The organism is Cupriavidus cauae, from assembly GCF_008632125.1.
GTDB classification, from domain to species: Bacteria; Pseudomonadota; Gammaproteobacteria; order Burkholderiales; family Burkholderiaceae; genus Cupriavidus; species Cupriavidus cauae.
This window is the reverse complement of record NZ_VWRN01000033.1, coordinates 1-15,629: the sequence shown is the minus strand read 5'-3', so window position 1 is coordinate 15,629 and position 15,629 is coordinate 1. Positions and strand designations below refer to the sequence as shown.

Genomic DNA, 15,629 nt, shown 5'->3' with positions numbered 1-15,629 from the left:
ACGAAATGACCGAGCAACCGATCAACGAGGTCCGGACGCCTGTCGAGGCGCACCAGCCGCGCCATATGAATCAGGAACTGTTCGGTACCTTCCTCAGCTATCGCCGAGCCCTGATCGACGCCGCGGCGCGCATCCTGGGCTGCCGTGCCGGCGCGGAGGACGTGGTGCAGGACACCTTCCTGAAGCTGATGGACCAGGAGAGCGCCATCGTCGTCCGGCAACCCGTCGGCTACCTGTTCCAGACCGTGCGCAATCTCGCCATCGATCGGCATCGGCGCGCGGCGCTGGAACAACGGCACGCCGCCTGCGAGGAAGATGGCCTGCTGGTGGCCAGCGACGCCTTGTCGCCGGAGTCCATCACGCTGGGCCGCGAAGCGCTCGGCACGGTGGCTGGCGCGCTGGCCGAACTTCCAGAGCGTACCCAGAAAGCCTTTGAGATGTATCGGATTCGGGGGATGACGCAGAAGGAGATCGCGGTGATCCTCGGCGTGTCTCCGACACTGGTCAATTTCATGATCCGCGATGCGATGACCCATTGCCGCGACGCGTTGTTCGGCGCTGCGTAATTTTCATCCTGCAATCCGTGCAGTCCGGTACCGCTTGATCCGGCACCCCCTGATCCGGCACCGCTTGATCCGGCGCCGCGTGATCCGATACCACTTGATCCGGCGCCGCGTGATCCGATACCACTTGATCGGGACCGTGCAAGCGCGACCATCGCACCCTGTTATCCCCGTCTACCCGAGTTCCAGCCCTCCATCGCGCCGCTTCCCGGAATGCAATTTGCGTCCTGCCGTGACATTGCGGTCCGGTGGGTCGGACCGCGTCAACCCAGTCTTGCGGAGTTGCGCGATGAAAGCTGTCGTATTCCACGGAGTCGGCGATATACGCCTGGACGATGTGTCCGATCCGGTGCTGCAGGCGCCGACGGACGCATTGATCGAATTGACCGCCAGCGCCATATGCGGCACCGATCTGCATATGGTCCGCGGCACCATGCCCGGCATGCGCCCGGGCACCATCCTCGGCCACGAGGGCGTCGGCGTGGTGACCGAAGTCGGACAGGACGTCAACAATCTGCGGCCCGGCGATCGGGTCGTGATTCCTTCCACGATCGCCTGCGGCTACTGCAGCTACTGCCGCAGCGGCTATCACGCGCAGTGCGACAACGCCAATCCCAACGGCATGCGCGCGGGCACGGCCTTCTTCGGCGGACCGCAGACTTCCGGCCCCTTCCATGGCCTGCAGGCCGAGTACGCGCGGATTCCCTTTGCCAATATCGGCGCGATCAAGCTGCCGGACGAGATCAGCGACGACCAGGCCATCCTGATGTCGGACATCTTTCCGACCGGCTATTTCGGCGCGCAGCTGGCCGCGATCCGGCGCGGCGATACGGTGGTCGTGTTCGGCTGCGGACCGGTCGGCCAGTTCGCGATCGTGTCGGCGCATCTGCTGGGCGCGTCCCGCATTCTCGCGGTCGATCATGTGCCTTCGCGGCTCGAGGCAGCGCAGGCGCAGGGCGCCGAAGCGATCGACTTCAACCGTGAAGATCCGGTGCAGGCGATCCTGCGCCTGACCGGCGGCATCGGCGCCGACCGCGCCATCGATGCGGTCGGGATCGATGCGCAGCGCCGGCATGCCGATGGAGACGGCTCCACCGGCCAGCCGTCGCTATGGCAACCCGGCGATGGTCCATCGGAGGTGCTGAAGTGGTCGGTCGAGGCGCTGGCCAAGGCCGGCACGCTGTCGATCATCGGCGTCTATCCCGAGGCGCACGAGACCTTTCCGATCGGCAAGGCGATGAACAAGAACCTGACGCTGAAGATGGGCAACTGCAATCACCGCGCGATCCTGCCCGAGCTGGTGGACCTGGTGCGCGCCGGCGTGATCGATCCCGCCGAGGTGCTGACCCAGACCGAGCCGCTGACCGGCGCGTTGCAGGCTTACGAGGCATTCGACCAGCGCCAGCCCGGCTGGATGAAGGTCAAGCTGGAGCCGTAACCTGGCGCTCCAGGCAAGGGCACCGAGCAAGCGCAGCGATACCCGGGGGCGAGCAATCGCCCCGGTCGAAACCAGGACGAAGCCCGGACGAAGCCGCGGAAAAAAAAAGCCGGCACGCCGTATCCGGTCGTACCGGCTTGCCGGGCCAGCCAGCGCCCGGTCAGCGCCAGGCTTACTGCTTCGTCGCGGGGCTGGGGGAATCGCCCTTCGGCGCCGACGGCGAGTCCGGCGTTACCGCGTCGGGCATGCCCTGCTGGCGCGGCTTCTTGCTGCGATGCGTGGTGCCGCTCTTCTTCTTGTCGCGTTTCTCGGTACCGGTCATGGTCGAACCGGTCGAGCTGGTCGACCCGCTTTGCATCGTGGTGTCGCTGCTGCCGCTCATGCTGCCGCCAGTGGCCGACGGCGTCGTGCTGCGGCTCGCGGGTGGGTTGCCTTCGGTCGGCGGCGCGCTCGGGTTCGGCGCGTTGTTGCTGGGGGGTGCCTGCTGTGCGACCACGGGCAGGCTCAGCGCCGCGCACAGCGCAAGCGCGGTAGTGGTGACGATTCGCTTCATCGTTGGCTCCATCCATTGAACGTGAGAACGGGCAGGCCCGTCCGGACAGACACCGGCTGGTGGCACACGATGCCCGTTACCTAACGATACGTGCCGCGCCATGCCCGCTCAGGAAGGCGATGCCTGAATTGACTGTAGGAATTGGACGACGGCTGGGAGCCCCGTACTGCAATCCTTACGAGGCGATGTAGAAATTCCGGGGCGGCAACGCAGACGACCACGCAAGCAGGCCACCCGTATGCCTCGGGCCATACACCGATCTTGTCGCGCCGACTCGGCACGGAAGTTGCGCCGCGGCCGTTGTCACTGATCTGGCCGATGGAGGTCATCTTGAAAACGATGCAATGGATCCGTCCCGCGCTGCTGGTTGCCGCCGCGGCGTCGATGAACCTCGCGTTTGCCGAGGTTGGCAAGACCGACACGAACTTCATGAAGAAGGCGGCCGAGAGCGGCATGCTGGAAATCGAGGCCAGCACGCTGGCCGAAAGCAAGGCATCGAGCGAGACGGTGAAGTCCTTTGCCTCGCAGATGCTCAAGGACCACAAGGCCGCGGACAGTGAGCTCAAGGCATTGGCTTCGACCAAGGGCGTCGAGCTGCCGACCGAGCTGCCCTCGGCGGACAAGAAGCGGCTGGAGGCGCTGGGGGCGCTGGAGGGCGCCACCTTCGATCGCGAGTACGCGAAGGAGGTCGGCGTCAAGGCGCACAACAAGGCCGTCGCCCTGTTCCGCGAGGCTTCGACCAAGGCGCGCGATCCGGAAATCAAGGCGTTCGCCGGCAAGACGCTGCCAACGCTGCAACACCACCTCGAGATGGCCAACAAGATGGCCAACGAGGTGGGAAAGTCCCCGGCCAAGTCGGCGAAACGCTAGGCACCGCGCCAGGCACCGCACCAGGCAGCACGAACCGCGATGCGCCGGCGGGGCCCGTCGCCACCACTACGCAGGAGACAGAGATGAAACGTTTTGCCACCTTCGCGATGCTGGCGCTGATGTCCGGCGCCGTGATGTCGCAACCCACGGCCACGCCCGCCACCGGAACGCCTCCGGGCGGGGACAAGGCGCCCGGTACAGCCGCGTCGGACGTCGCGCCGACCCGCCCGGTGCAGGGGCCGAGCGGCAGCTCCACTTCGGACCATGGCGCGCATGGCGGCACTCGCCAGCACGATGCGACCAAGGGCACGGGCACCAGCAAGCGCGGCGAGGCAAGCCAGTCCAATCGTGGCAACAGCCGCAGCGCCTCTGCGGCCGAAAGCTACGGCTATCCGGCTTCGCCGGCGAAGGCACGCTGACGATCCCGCTGGCGCCGGCCATTTCCGTAGCGCTTCTTCCCGCTTTTTCGTCCCTTTTCCTTGTCCGAGCGCGGCGCCCAATACGGGCGCCGCTTCTTTTCGCGCGACCGCAATTGGCCGCATGGACGGAAATGTTGGCTCGCGCACATAGGCAAACAATTTTTTATTTGCGGGCGCAGCAAACGCTAACTAGATTGCCTTCGTGGGTTTGTCAACGCTGACATGCTGGCGGTCTTTGCATGTCGCGGCCGCGGCAACCCGCCGTGGCGGTACACCGGCATGCCAAGGCAATCGCGTCCGAGCCGTGGGGGAGGGCGGACGCGAGGCAGCGCCAGTCCACGGGGTCTGGGGCTGGTCCGTCGAAGCATGATGGCGGCCGCTCGCGTCGAAGTCATACCAGGAGGCCAGGCATACCGACCGGCATGCACCGGGCGGGTCCGGCCTGCCAATACGCAGCGCATTGGAAAGGAACGGCATCGCGCCGGCGACGGCGTGCGGCCGGCCGGCCCTTCGCGTCTTTCGTCTGGTGTGGGCCGTGGTCACGGCCGCGCCGGCGCTTCTACCCCGGGATCCAACATGAACGACGCCCTGCTCTCCGACCCATGCGTTCCAGCGCGCGCCGAGCCACTCGGTCCGTCCGTTTTGCGACGCGATGTCGAACGATCCGACGCCACCCTGGCCATGCAGGCGACGGCCAGCCGAGAGGACAGCTATCTCGAGCGATTGCAGCCCTTTCTGAAGCCGGGCGCCGTGGTACGCGGTGGGGCCTTTCCCGAGGCGCGCATCGATGCGTTCACCACCGGCATGCGCGCCAACGCGCATTACTTCAGCCATCCCAAATGGATGGACGACTGGCTGGCCAGCGTGCATCGCTATCCGGAGTTGCGAGAACGGTGGCTGTCCGTAATGGGGTCGCTCGATGGCAAGGTGCTGGTCGATGTCGGCTGCGGCCCCGGGAATCTGCTGGCCGCATTGGGGGGCAAGCCGCGCGTCGCGATCGGCGTCGACATCGCGCCGGGCAGCCTGGAGAGAGCGGCAGGGGTCGGCTACCTGCCGTTGCGGGCCGACGCGCACGATATGCCGTTGCGCTCGGGCATCGCCGATGTCGTGGCCATCAACGGGTCGCTGCATCATCTGGACGACATGCGGCGCGCGCTGGTCGAGGCGTCGCGGCTCGTCCGTCCCGGCGGGCTGCTGATCCTCGATCACGATCCGCAGCGCTCGGCGTGGAATTTCCGCGGGATTGCCTTGCTGCTCTGGCGCATGCGCTTGCCGATCTATCGCTGGCTTCGGCGCGGCGGCCATACCGCGGCCGATGACGAACAGATCTGGGCGCTGGCGACCGAACTGCATCACCGGCCGGGTGATGGGCTCACGCGCGAGCTGGTACACACGACGCTGAGGCCACTGGGCTTTGATATCGCGATCTATCCGCACAGCCACTATGTCGGCAAGGACGTGCTCGATGGTGCGATGGGCCGCCCGCCGTTGAAGATCCGGCTGGCGCAGCGGTTGTCCGGCATCGATCCGCGCTCGGCGGAAGCCGCGCTGAGCCTGTTCGTCGTCGCGCGACGGCGCACGCTGTAGTCACGCCGACACGCCAGTCGGCCGCATGGCGATCTCCCGATCGCCTCGCGCCGCCGCCGGTTTCGGTGGCGGCGCGCCGCAGTTGCCGTCTTCCTTGGCGCGACGTTCGATCCCCTGGTTCCCTGATTTCCTGAGTTCCTGATTCCCTGATTGCAGCGTGCATCGCCTGATCGCGATGCGCATTGCCATGTCCGAATCGCCGCGCGCATCGCCATGTTCGCGCGGGAACGCTATTTGCGTGATGGCCGATGCGGTCAGCCCCGGCCTGCCCTTGCACGGCAGCCGCGCGGCAGGCATGGCTGTGGCGCCCGTCGGCGCCGCGGTTCCGCGTGCCGCCCGCAGGGGTGGCTGGGGCGTGGCCGTCCCGCACTGCGATCCCCAACGAGAAAGTCCGAACGACAAAGTCCAGACGAGAAAGGGCGCCTCTCCACCGGGGACGGGAGAGGCGCCAAGCGCGGGCGAGCGGTCAGTCTATCCCGCGTTGCCACAGGCTATCCGCCGCCACTCGGCGCGAAAGTCGCCTAGCGCACACAGCCTTCGGCGGCGGAATGGAAATTGCGTCACCAAGGACATCACCACCGATACACGCCGGACCGGACGGGCGTTTCGCGCCGGTTCCTCGCCACAGCATTTGCAACTCTTACCAACGGAGGCAGAGATGAACGATCGCAGCACCAGCCGCCGCGTATGGGATTATCGCCAGCCGTATAGCGCCGAAGATCGGCTTGACCAGCGCGGCTCGCGCCAGGGCGGCCGTTATGCGGAATACGCCGAGGAGGAAATCCGTCAGGGACGCGGTGTCGGCCGGCCCGGCATGCCGCGCTACGGCGGCGGCCGCGACGATGCGTTCGCGGCGCCGCGCCATGCCGAACACGGCTATGGCGCCGGCCACTTCGGCGAGGGCCGCTTCGGCCGCAGCTACGAAGAACCGGTTGGCGACAATCCCTACGGCACCTATCCGTCGACCGGCGAGGTGATGCGCGGCAACAGGGGACTATCGGGCAGCGGCGAACGGCGCGGCGGCGACCTGACCGACAGCCGGCTCTCGCGCGGACAGCGCGGCGGGCCGTGGCCAGATCAATCGCGTACGCCCTGGCGCGATCGCTACGAGCCCGACGACCCGCAGACCCGCGCCAATCTCGCCCAAGCCTATGGCATCTCGGATTCGGAGCGGCTCGATGCGCCGTCCTGGGCCGACGAGCGCGGCAGCGGCAATGCCGGCCGCCGCCAGGCCAGCGCGCGCTGGATGGACGAGGGCGGACGCTTCCCTGAAAGCGAGCGCCCGGGACGCGGCGGCCGTCCGTCGGGCTGGCCGGGCGACGACTGGAGCGCCGGCGGACAATGGCAATCGCACGGCCGCGACGAGGCCTACGAGCGCTTCAGCGGCGCGCCGCAGCGCGTGAACTGGGGGCAGGGCTCGGGCAGCGGCAGCGGTCCCGGCCGCCGCGTCTCGCCCAAGGGCTACCAGCGCAGCGACGAACGGATTCGCGAGGACCTGTGCGAACGCCTGGCGCATGACGACCGCCTTGAAGTGCAGGACGTCGAGGTCCAGGTCAGCGAGGGCGTGGTCACGCTGACCGGCGCCGTGCGCGACCGCCGCCAAAAATACTGCGTCGAGGACATCGCCGACGACATCTTCGGCGTGCGCGAGGTCCACAACCGGATTCGCGTGCAGCGCGAAGGCGGCCAGGTGGTGCAGGGTTCGGCCGGGTCCGCGTCGGGGGGCCAACGTGTCTCCGGCATGAGCACGTCCGGCAGCGCCACCGGCAGCACCGCCAGCAGCTATGTCGGCGGCATGGAGGTCGGCGCCGGGGAAGTGCCCAAGGGCACCGACCCGCACGGCGGCACCACGACGCCGGGCAAGCACGCTACGTGATGGGGAGAGGACGATGAACCGGAACACCGACAACAAGCGCGATCAGGACGATGCCCGCGACAAGCTTCGCGCGCGCGAGTCTGCCGACGATATTGGCAACGACAGCGGCAACGACAGCACTACCTCCAGCGCCGAGGCCCAGCGCGAACGCGAGGTGAGGGAGGACGCGCGCGCGATTCCAAGTTCGCTCGATCCCGATACGGACATCGAGCCGATCGATTCGGACATGAACCTGGAAGGCCTGCCCGAGCAGGAACAGGACTATCCGCACGACAATCGGACCGAGGCGTTGCTGCCAGAAGAGCAGATCGGCGAGCGCATCGCCGATGCAGCCGAAGGCATCCCCCCGGATACGCCCGCGGACCGCGCCGATCACACTGACCAGCGCGAGGAACGTCCGCCCCGGCACGAGCCCGAGTAAGGCCGGATCGCTTGCCGAGGCGGTCCGATGATTTGCGATAGGGGCGCCTCGGCATGATGTCGATCCGCTTGCAGGCGAGGGCGGGGGTGAGGGCAGGCCGGCTCAATCGAACTGATACGACCAGCTCGCATTGATGCGCGGCGAGCGGCGTTCCGCATTGATCGGCTTGTCGCCGACCGGCTGCGCCAGCGACAGGTCCAGCGTGTAGTAGCGCCGGTCCGAGAAGCGCACGCCCAGCGCCACCGACGACAGCGAGCGGTGCGTCAGCGAGTAGCTGTTCGAAAAGACCCGCGCGACATCCGCCAACACATACGGCTGCAGCGTCTTCAGGTAGGTCATGTCCATGCCGAACAACCGGCTGATCTCGGCGGACGCGCCCCAACCCTTGTCGCCCGCCACTTCGCCGGCGGGATAGCCGAGGCCGAAGAAGCGTCCGCCGAAGCTGATCTGCTCGCTCGACGCCAGGCGATCGCCGCTGTACTGGCCGGCGGCCGAGACCGCCATGCCGAAGCCGAAGGGCAGGTCGGTCGCCTGCGACAGCAGCAGCCGCGTGCGCAGGAAGCTCAGGTCGTTGGCATTGTTCTCGCGGCGTGCGCCCAGCGCATCGACGCCCTTGTACAGGCCCAGCGTGGCGCTGCGCGACACGCCTTCCTTGCGCTGGACATAGGCCAGCTCCGCATTGACGACCCGCACATTGGTGCCGATCGCCACCGAGCGATCGGTGCCGGCCTGCGTATAGCGCTCGAACTGGTCGGTCCCGTAGAGCCCGCCGCTCAGCGTCAGCGAATGCCGCGCACTGAGCAGCAGCGGATAGCTCAGGCTCGCGCCAAGCCGCTTGTTGTCGTTGACGTAGCGCCGGTTGAAGCCGATCTGCTCGAGCGTGGCGTTCTGCGGCACGCCGCGATAGTGCGACGCGTTGACGCGCGCGACCAGCCCCTCGGTGCCGATCGGTTGCGCATAGCCGAGCGCGTAGTACTCCTCGTCGTCGCGTCCCTTGGGGAACAGCGCCGATACCGTCAGCTGCTCGCCAAGCGGCGTCAGGCCGCTGGCCGTTGCCGTTGCAATCGCCCGCACGCCGGGCGACATGTAGTCGACGCCGGTGCCGAAGGCGATCGGCTTGCGCTTGACGTCGAGCACCATTTCGCTGGCGCCGTCGGTGGTGGTCGGCGGCTGCACCGTGGCGCCGACCTGCACGCCCGGCTGCAGGCCCAGCACGCTGGAATAGCGGTCGAAGCTCGCGCGCGTCAGCGGCCGTTCCTCTTTCAGCCGTTCGGCGATCGCGCGAAGACGATTCTCCAGCGGCCCCGGATTGCCGCGTATGGTCACACGCGCGACATAGCCTTCGACGACGGTGATCAGCACATTGCCGTTCTCGAAGGACTGCGCGGGAACGAAGGCGAACGACAGCGGATAGCCATGCTGCTGGTACATCTCGGTGACCGCATTGGCGGCCTGCAGCAGTTCGGCAACCGTGATTTCCTTGCCGGCCAGCGGCTTGAACTTGTCGGCGATCTGGTCGAAGGGCAACGTCCTGGCGCCCTCGATCTGAAAGCGTGTCGGCGTCAGCTTGGCCGACAGCAGATTCTGCAGGGCCGGGTCGGGACGTTCGACCTGTACCTTGACTTCCCCGGTGGGCTTGGGCGGCGCGATCTTCGGCAGCGTTTGAGTCGGGTCCCCCTGGACCGGGCTGCGCGGATCGGCGGCCAGAACTGGATGCATGCCGCCATGCCAGGCGCCGAGGCCGAGCAGCAGCATGGCGACGCGAGTGTGCGTGCGCGACATGGTCAATCCCCTTTCACAATGAAACCGATGCGGCTGTGGAAGCCGGATCTCCACCGGCGCGCAGGCTGCCGCTGCCTGCGCGCTTATCGAAGTGGCGTCCGGCTGTACTGCAAGGCTGAGTGAGGCGATGCAGCGGATTTGCCGCGATCGGCCAGGCGGCCGATCGGCGGCGCATCACGTGTGCATCAAGCGGGCATCAAGCCCTCATCAGCGGCGACCCCCCAGCAGACCGCCAACGGTGCCGAGCACACCGCCGACGATGCCGCCGACCGCGCCGGTGACCGGACCGGTGGTCGCGCCACCGGCAGTGCCGCCGGGAGCGGGAGCCGGGGCGGGTGCCGGTGCCGTGCCGCCGCCAGTCACGCCGCCGGTAACACCGGCGACCACGCCGCCGACCAGATTGGTCACCGGAGCCAGCGGACCGCTGCCGGCACCGCCGTTGCTGCCGCCCGTGAGACCACCGGTCAGCCCGCCGACGAGGTTGGTGACCGGTGCCAGCGGACCGCTGCCGGCGCCGCCGTTGCTGCCGCCGGTGAGGCCACCGGTCAGCCCGCCCACGAGATTGGTGACCGGAGCGAGCGGACCGCTGCCCGAACCGCCGTTGTTGCCGCCGGTGAGGCCACCGGTCAGCCCGCCGACGAGATTGGTGACCGGTGCCAGCGGACCGCTGCCACCGTTGTTGCCGCCCGTCAAACCGCCGGTCAGGCCGCTGACCAGGTTGGTCACCGGCGCCAGCGGACCCGTGCCGCCATTGCCGCCACCGGCCAATCCGCCCGTGATGCCGCTGACCAGATTGCCGACCGGTGCCAGCGGACCGCTCGGGGTCGTGCCCGGCGCATGCACCGCGCCGCCCAGCGCTGCAACCGTGTTGCCCGCACCGGTCACCACGCCGCCCACGCCGCTGACGACCGGCGTATTGGTCTGCTGCAGCTTGCCGCCGAGCTGCGCCACCGTGCCGCCGACCACGGTCAGCAGGTTGTTCACGGGCTGGCCGAGGCCGGTCGTTGCGCCCAGCGATTGCGTGGTGCTGGTCAGCTGCGAGGTCAGCGGTACGATCGCGCGGCTGACGCCGCTGGTCAGCTGCTCGACCGGACCGGTCGACAGCACCGTGCCCACCGTGCCGCCCAGCGTCTGCACGCCGGTGCCGACCTTGTCCACCAGCGCACCGACCGGCGACGTCACCGCGCCAAGCGGCGACAGCGGGCCGGTGCCCAGGCCGGTGACCGCGCTGCCGACCTGCGTGACTGCCGTGCCGACATGGGTCACCACGTTGCCGGTGCTGGCCACGGTAGTGCCGATCGGATTGACCGCGTTCGGGATATTGCCCAGGCCGTCCTTCAGTCCGGTGCCCAGCGAGTCGACCGCGTTGCCGACCGACACAAGCGCGCCGCCGACACCGTTCTGCGTCTGGTCGGGGACCACGGGGAGGTTGGCGTTCTGCAGCTGCTCGCCGACGGCGCCGACGACGTCGCCGACCTTGCTGACGAGGCCGCCGGTCTGGTTGACGATCTCTCCGGTCGGGCTGCGTACCGGCGTGCTGCCACCGCCGCCGCCATCGCCACCACCGCCGCCGCCACCACCACCGCTACCGCCGCCATCGCCGCCGCCGCCGGTACCACCGCCGCCGCTGCCACCACCACCAGTACCGCCGCCGCCAGTACCGCCACCGCCGGTGCCACCACCGCCGCTACCGCCACCATCAGTACCACCGCCACCGCTTCCACCACCGGTCCCACCTCCGTTCGGGCTGCCGGTGCCGCCATTGGTGTCACCGACCGTGCCGCCTCCCTTGCTGCCCGTCCCCATCGAGGTCGAGCCGCTGCCGCTCGCGCAACCGCCGAGCAGCAGCAATGCGCTGAGCAGCGCCGTGGCGGTCAAGGTTGTCTTGGTTCTTTTCATCATTGATCCCCTGGTCAACAAGTGTTCTCGTGTTTGACGTTCCCGAGTTGAAAGGCATGGGGCGCGTGGCGCCGCCGTGCTGCTGTCACAAGCGCAAGCGGTGTGCCACTGAGTGACCAGCTGTGCGCCACGCACATGGGCAAGTTCGATGGCTTGCCGGAAAGCCTTGTGCAGCAACGGTTTGCGGGAAATGGGGGCAACTGCGTGCAGAGCTCGCAAGACCATGCGCGAGGCGTGTGGCGGCGTTACGCGTTACGTAACGCGCTACGGCGCGAACGGAACATCGGAGGGGGTGGGCGATGGCGCGCGGGGCGTGCCGGCGCGGTGTTCGCGAGCGTCGGCGTGTGGCGATGGGCGCCGTAACGCGTTACGTAGCACGTAACGTCGGAAAGCGCGGCAATGCGTCCTCGCATGGCCTCATTTCCATGCCGGGCTTTGGCCCGCAAAGGCGCGCCCTGCAAGGCTTTGCGGGCGATGCGCCGGGCTGCGCGGCCGGCACGTTCCGCATCGTTTCTCTCCATGGCACACGCCTTGCGGACCAAGGCGTCGAGTCCCCGCTGCACGGGGACCGCCGGCACCACGGGACGGGTCAGGGTTCCGCGCCGGTCCGATCCACAAGGAGAAACACAATGAAGCGGACGAATTCGACGCGACGCGCGCCGGTGATGATGGCGCTGGCGTGCGCATGCGTACTGGGGATGATGGCGGGCTGCTCGTCGAGCGGTTCGGGTAGTGGCACGCGGCCGCCTGCGACGACGCCGCCTCCAAGCAATGGCGGCGGCGGTGACGATGGTGGCGGCACGCCGCCGCCGACCACGTCGAAACCGACCACGCCGACGGGCCAGGTCGCGGAAGGCGCCGGCAATACGGTGACGGCGACCGGCAATGCGATCTCGGAAATCGGCAAGCAGATCCAGGGCGCCAATCTGCCGATCGTCAGCGACGCGACGGGCAAGGCGACCGGCCAGGTGGTCGTCGATGCCGGCAACACGGTGGCCGCGCTGGGCGCGGGCGTGCGCGATGGCCTCGGCAAGATGGGCGCGGTGGACAACCCGGTCGGCGTGACCGTGGCAAGCACCGGCAATGTCGTCACGCAAACCGGCCATACCTTGTCGAGCACGGGGGACCTGGTGAACTCGCTGGGCCAGGACCAGCTGAAGGTGCTGTCGCCGGTGACCACGCCGGTGGGCGCCGTGATCAATCACGTGGCCGGCGGCGTGCAGCAGTTGGGCGAGAAGCTGGGCGACAAGCTGTCGACCGGCCCGGTCGCGCAGCTGACCGGCCAGACCAGCAAGGTGATCGTGCCGTTGACCAGCAAGCTGACGGACACCACGCAGGCGCTGGGTGCCACCACGCGCCTGGGGGCGCCGGTCGACAACCTGTTGACCAAGGTCGGCGGCGTGGTCGCGCATACCGGCACGCACCTGAGCGCGACGAAGGCGCCGGTGGTCGGCCCGGTGGGCGGTGTCGTGACGGAAGTCGGCAGGACCGTCGCCGCGGCGGGCGGCCTGGTCCACGGCGACGGCAATGCGGCAGGCGGCAGCGGCAATCCGCTCGGCGGCCTGCTTGGCGGTCTGCCTCTCACCCAAACGGGTGGTCAGACGGGCGGTGGTTCTGACAAGGGTGCCGGCAGCGGCAAGACCGGCGGTGTGTTGGCACCGGTCGGCGGGCTATTGGCACCTGTGACCGGCCTGGTCGGCACGCTTGGAGCGCTGGGGCGCTAAGGCGTAGTCGACTGCTGCCATGGCACCAGTCCGGGGGCCATGCCAGGCAGCTTGATGGTGCGCAGTCGGACGATCCCCGCGGCTGCGCATCTTTTTTTATTCAGGGGAGCGGAAAGACCGTCCGCCATCCGTAGTAGTCCTAATGCATGAGCCGACAGTAGGAGCACTGTCAATCGGGGCAACTGAAAACTTTTGTCAAGACAGCAAACGGATGTAGCTGAAATTAAAAAATTCCTTTATAAAAACAACACGGATACTTGCTGCACGAGATCAGCCAAGCCATTAGAGCCAGGCGATCGCGCGGATCGACGCGGTATCCAAAGTGTTGGGATAACTAGCAATAAAGAAGGAGCGGTCATCATGAAACAGGGGTTCTTGCGTTTCATTCGGGACGAGCGGGGGGCGACGGCCATCGAATATGGTCTGATCGCGGGTCTTATCGCGCTGGCGGTCGCTGGTGCAGCCGAGTCCCTCGGCACAAACTTGAGCGGTGCCTTCACTAAGTTGGCTGGGAAGCTCGAAGCCTTCGTCAAGTAAGCGCAGACAGGCATCACGCTACTTCTCCATGGCACTCATCGTCACGCTCCTCTGCGTGACGACCCTTTGGACTGACTTTCACTACCGCAAAGTACCGAACCTCGCATTGGCGTGGGCGCTGATTGCGGCCGGTCTCGTGCTGTCTCTCGGCTACGACGCGTCGTTGCCGCTGGGAACGCGCGCGCTCGGATTCGCGATCGGGTTTGCGATCATGCTGCCGGCTTACCTGCTCGGCCGCATGGGCGCCGGCGACGTGAAGTTCTTCGCGGTAGTGGGACTGTTCATCGGGCCGTCGGGCTTGCTGCCGGTATGGCTGGTCGGCACATTGCTGGCGTTCGTCCATGCTTGCGCCGTTCTTGCGCTTCGTCATTCGGCGGTCGTCGGGTGGTTCGGGATTGCCATGGGGCAGTGGCAACGCCGTTTCGGCATATTCGATGCACTGCGCCCGGAGACCGTGGCGCGAACTCGAGGCATTCCCTATGCCGCGTACCTTGCCATCGGGGTGCTGCTATGGCTATCGGTTGGGCAAGGCAGTTCCTGAAGAGCGATATGCGCCACCGGTTGGCGCCAACATAAGACAAACCGGATGAATGCATGAAACTGGGGAAAAGGGGGCTTATGCCATCGCGAGCCCGCGCGCGAGGCATCGCCGCGCTGGAATTCGCCGTGGTCTTGCCTGTGCTGCTCGCACTGGTACTGGGCATTGTTTACTACGGCATGATCCTGGTCCTCGAGCAGGTGTTGACGCTGGCCGCGGCCGAAGGCGCGCGCGCGGCGTTGCGCTACCCCAGTGGCGCCGTCGACGGCAGTATTGCCGCATCCAAGGACTTGCGCGTGGCAGCGGCTGCCGACACCGCGCTTGCCGCGCTGCCTGCCAGCATCAAGTCAAATCTTGCTTCCGCCGGCAATCTCGCGTCGGCGGCACCCTGCAGCGCGCCGGCCGACGCAATCTGCGTCAGCGTGACGTTGCGCCTGCCGGCCGCCAACATCCTGCCGCGCATTCCCTTCGTGCCCGTTCCCGAAACGCTGATGGGCAGTGCCGTCGCGCAATTGGCGCCCGATATCTGAGCACCAACATGTCGCGGCACCTTTTCTACCCCAATGACATAGTGCGCGAATTCCACGCCATGCACGGACATCTCCCATGACCAGCAAACAGATCCGAATCGTTGCCATCGTGCTGCTGGCCTTGGCAGGGCTGCTCGCGCTGCTTGCCTGGCAGGTCGGGCGGGGGCCCGCCAAACCGCCCGTGCATCCGGCTTCATCGCCCGCGGCCTTGCATCCGGTCGTGATCACCACCAGGCCCGTGGAGGCCGGCAAGCCCTTGAGTGCAGATGCATTGAGGGTGGAGATGCTGCCGATCGATCCGACGGGCGGCTACAAGTCCGTTGATGCGGTGGCGGGCCAGATTCCGCTGGTGGCGCTCGGTGCCAATGTGCCGGTGCTGGAGGGCCAACTGGCCGGCGGTCTTGCCTCACAGGTGCCTGAAGGCGAGCGCGCGGTCGCCATTGCCGTCGACGAGGTCATCGGTGTGGGGCATCGCGTGCGGCCGGGCGACCTTGTCGACGTGTTCCTCGTACTGCGGCGGGACAGTCAGGAAATCGACGGCAGCCAGGCCCGCTTGCTGCTTTCCAGGCTGCGCGTACTGGCGTATGGCGTAAACGCCGTCAACGATTCGCGCGAAGGCGCACCCGAACAGATGATGAACCGCCGCGAAGGCGCCAAGACCGCGGTGCTGACGGTGCCGCTGGCGCAGGTCAGCAAGCTGACGATGGCGCAGCAGGCGGGCCGCCTGGTGCTGGCGCTGCGCAATCCGCACGATGACGGCATGCCGAGCGAGACGCTGTTCGCGGAGCCCGCGCCTGCCATGGCCACGCGCGGCGGCGGACTGGCCAGCGCCGATGCGCTGGAGCCGGCCGACCGCGCCGCGGCCGGGGTCGCGCTGGCCGGCCTCGCCGGC

The 15,629-nt window shown here is 67.6% G+C and carries 16 protein-coding genes; 12 read left to right on the top strand and 4 right to left on the bottom strand.

From position 1 onward, the window contains the following. Window positions 1-5 precede the first annotated feature (5 nt). Window positions 6-566, top strand: coding sequence for an RNA polymerase factor sigma-70 (locus tag F1599_RS12255; protein WP_149319882.1), 561 nt, complete (start codon window positions 6-8; stop codon window positions 564-566). 286 nt (window positions 567-852) lie between these two features. Next, window positions 853-2,001 carry a zinc-dependent alcohol dehydrogenase gene (locus F1599_RS12250; protein ID WP_150083281.1) on the top strand — a complete coding sequence of 383 codons (1,149 nt, stop codon included), beginning with the start codon at window positions 853-855 and terminating at the stop codon, window positions 1,999-2,001. 172 nt (window positions 2,002-2,173) lie between these two features. Here F1599_RS12250 and F1599_RS12245 read toward each other — a convergent pair whose 3' ends face one another. After that, the gene (locus F1599_RS12245; RefSeq protein WP_149319884.1) at window positions 2,174-2,554 is read right to left on the bottom strand and encodes a hypothetical protein; all 381 of its coding nucleotides are present in this window, start codon (window positions 2,552-2,554) and stop codon (window positions 2,174-2,176) included. Window positions 2,555-2,893: 339 nt separating this feature from the next. Between F1599_RS12245 and F1599_RS12240 the strand changes: the two genes are divergently transcribed. The 3 genes from F1599_RS12240 to F1599_RS12230 all read left to right on the top strand — a co-directional run bounded on the left by F1599_RS12240 (window position 2,894) and on the right by F1599_RS12230 (window position 5,430). Beyond that, the gene (locus F1599_RS12240; RefSeq protein WP_223819610.1) at window positions 2,894-3,424 is read left to right on the top strand and encodes a DUF4142 domain-containing protein; all 531 of its coding nucleotides are present in this window, start codon (window positions 2,894-2,896) and stop codon (window positions 3,422-3,424) included. A gap of 83 nt (window positions 3,425-3,507) precedes the next feature. After that, window positions 3,508-3,843, top strand: a complete 336-nt coding sequence (locus tag F1599_RS12235) for a hypothetical protein (protein ID WP_150083280.1) — start codon at window positions 3,508-3,510, stop codon at window positions 3,841-3,843. A gap of 366 nt (window positions 3,844-4,209) precedes the next feature. Beyond that, window positions 4,210-5,430, top strand: coding sequence for a class I SAM-dependent methyltransferase (locus tag F1599_RS12230; protein ID WP_223819608.1), 1,221 nt, complete (start codon window positions 4,210-4,212; stop codon window positions 5,428-5,430). On the opposite strand, the gene F1599_RS12225 is transcribed toward F1599_RS12230, so the two are convergent. Continuing rightward, complete coding sequence (locus F1599_RS12225; protein WP_150083279.1) at window positions 5,431-5,727, bottom strand: hypothetical protein; 297 nt, start codon at window positions 5,725-5,727, stop codon at window positions 5,431-5,433. It abuts the gene before it with no gap. A gap of 361 nt (window positions 5,728-6,088) precedes the next feature. Here F1599_RS12225 and F1599_RS26210 point away from each other — a divergent pair, with 361 nt between their 5' ends. Beyond that, on the top strand, window positions 6,089-7,306 hold the full coding sequence (locus tag F1599_RS26210) for a BON domain-containing protein (protein ID WP_223819607.1): 1,218 nt from the start codon (window positions 6,089-6,091) through the stop codon (window positions 7,304-7,306). A gap of 13 nt (window positions 7,307-7,319) precedes the next feature. Beyond that, the gene (locus F1599_RS12215) at window positions 7,320-7,727 is read left to right on the top strand and encodes a hypothetical protein (RefSeq protein WP_150083278.1); all 408 of its coding nucleotides are present in this window, start codon (window positions 7,320-7,322) and stop codon (window positions 7,725-7,727) included. 102 nt (window positions 7,728-7,829) lie between these two features. Here F1599_RS12215 and F1599_RS12210 read toward each other — a convergent pair whose 3' ends face one another. Then, complete coding sequence (locus F1599_RS12210; protein WP_150083277.1) at window positions 7,830-9,509, bottom strand: ShlB/FhaC/HecB family hemolysin secretion/activation protein; 1,680 nt, start codon at window positions 9,507-9,509, stop codon at window positions 7,830-7,832. A 207-nt stretch (window positions 9,510-9,716) separates the two neighbouring features. Beyond that, window positions 9,717-11,408, bottom strand: coding sequence for a collagen-like triple helix repeat-containing protein (locus tag F1599_RS12205; RefSeq protein ID WP_150083276.1), 1,692 nt, complete (start codon window positions 11,406-11,408; stop codon window positions 9,717-9,719). Between the two features lie 629 nt (window positions 11,409-12,037). On the opposite strand from F1599_RS12205, the gene F1599_RS12200 reads away from it, so the two are divergent. The 5 genes from F1599_RS12200 to cpaB form a co-directional block, all read left to right on the top strand. After that, window positions 12,038-13,132 (top strand): collagen-like triple helix repeat-containing protein, encoded by a 1,095-nt coding sequence (locus F1599_RS12200; RefSeq protein WP_150083275.1) that lies wholly within the window; start codon window positions 12,038-12,040, stop codon window positions 13,130-13,132. A gap of 360 nt (window positions 13,133-13,492) precedes the next feature. After that, window positions 13,493-13,669: a Flp family type IVb pilin gene (locus F1599_RS12195; protein ID WP_150083274.1), complete on the top strand. Its 177-nt coding sequence runs from the start codon at window positions 13,493-13,495 to the stop codon at window positions 13,667-13,669. Between the two features lie 28 nt (window positions 13,670-13,697). Continuing rightward, window positions 13,698-14,210: an A24 family peptidase gene (locus F1599_RS12190; RefSeq protein ID WP_150083273.1), complete on the top strand. Its 513-nt coding sequence runs from the start codon at window positions 13,698-13,700 to the stop codon at window positions 14,208-14,210. 53 nt (window positions 14,211-14,263) lie between these two features. Continuing rightward, window positions 14,264-14,737: a TadE/TadG family type IV pilus assembly protein gene (locus F1599_RS12185; RefSeq protein WP_223819606.1), complete on the top strand. Its 474-nt coding sequence runs from the start codon at window positions 14,264-14,266 to the stop codon at window positions 14,735-14,737. A gap of 76 nt (window positions 14,738-14,813) precedes the next feature. After that, window positions 14,814-15,629, top strand: an 816-nt coding sequence (cpaB, locus tag F1599_RS12180; RefSeq protein ID WP_150083272.1) for a Flp pilus assembly protein CpaB, incomplete at its 3' end; no start/stop codon positions are given.